Below are 1,124 nucleotides of genomic sequence, written 5' to 3'. Positions count from 1 at the left end.
ATGATCACCTGGCCGGCGTTGAAGGCACTGGCCCCGAGCACCCGCACCGCATGATAGTGCGTCAGCACAACATGGCTGATCGGTTTGTCGGTGACGGTGCGGACGCAGTCGATCACCTTTTGCGCCAGACGCGGAGTGGCCTGAGCTTCCACGATCATCACGCTGTCATCACCGATGATGACGCCCGAATTAGGATCGCCTTCGGCGGTAAAGGCATAAAGCCCCTCCCCGACTTCTGTGAAGCTGATCGTCTTGTCGGCGAGGTCGCCTTGCGAAGCAAATGCTTTGGCCATGGAACTATCCTTGTCGTGAGTAAGGGTCGGCGAGTGCCGGAAGAATGCGTCCCGTACAATCGCCAAAACCGATGATGTAGCCGTCTCCCTTCGCTACTCCGCGCAGGGTGACGATGTCGTTGTCGTGAAGGAAGCTGCGCGTCTCTCCGTTCTCAAGCGTGAGCGGCTCCTTGCCACCCCAACTCAGCTCAAGCAGGGAGCCGCGATTTTCCTTCAGCGGTCCGGAAATCGTACCGGAGCCGAGAAGATCGCCGGTATTCATCGGGCAGCCAGCGGTTGTATGATGGGCGAGCTGCTGGGCTGCCGAGTAATACATTTCCCGGTAGTTGGTGCGGCTGAGGATGGTTTCGGCGGCGTCTTCAGGCGTAAGGCCGACGTCGAGGTAGATATCGTAGAGCAGCGGCCCCGGTTCCGCCAAATGTGGCAGAAGCGGCACTTCACGTACCGGTGTGGAGATACGGAAAGGCTCAAGGGCCGCCTTCATCACGATCCAGGGCGAGATTGTCGTGGCAGTCGCCTTCGATTGGAATGGTCCAAGCGGCTGATACTCCCATGCCTGGATGTCACGCGCCGACCAATCGTTCAGGAGCACGTATCCAAAAATCATCGCATCCGCTTCGGCCACGGTGACGGGTTGCCCACTTTTAGAGGGCAGGCCAACCACCGCGCCAATTTCCAGTTCGATATCGAAGCGCTGCGACGGAGCAAATCGCGGCACCACATCATCGGGGCCCTTTAATTGTCCCCAAGGACGACGCACGTCAGTGCCAGAGACCACCACCGACGAGGCGCGGCCATTATAGCCGATCGGAATATGCAGCCAGTTGGGCG

At 59.3% G+C, this 1,124-nt stretch carries 1 protein-coding gene and 1 pseudogene; both read right to left on the bottom strand.

Annotated elements, in window-relative coordinates; translation table 11 throughout:
* Nucleotides 1-293 (bottom strand): annotated as a pseudogene (locus tag AC1D17_RS29060) (MBL fold metallo-hydrolase); the annotation flags it as partial.
* 4 nt (nucleotides 294-297) lie between these two features.
* Nucleotides 298-1,124: fumarylacetoacetate hydrolase family protein (locus AC1D17_RS29055; protein WP_477568650.1), on the bottom strand; the 827-nt coding region annotated here is incomplete at its 5' end.

It is taken from the genome of Pararhizobium sp. P1_E7 (genome assembly GCF_056405855.1).
The sequence above is the reverse complement of the archived record's forward strand: the minus strand, read 5'-3'. Positions and strand labels throughout refer to the sequence as shown.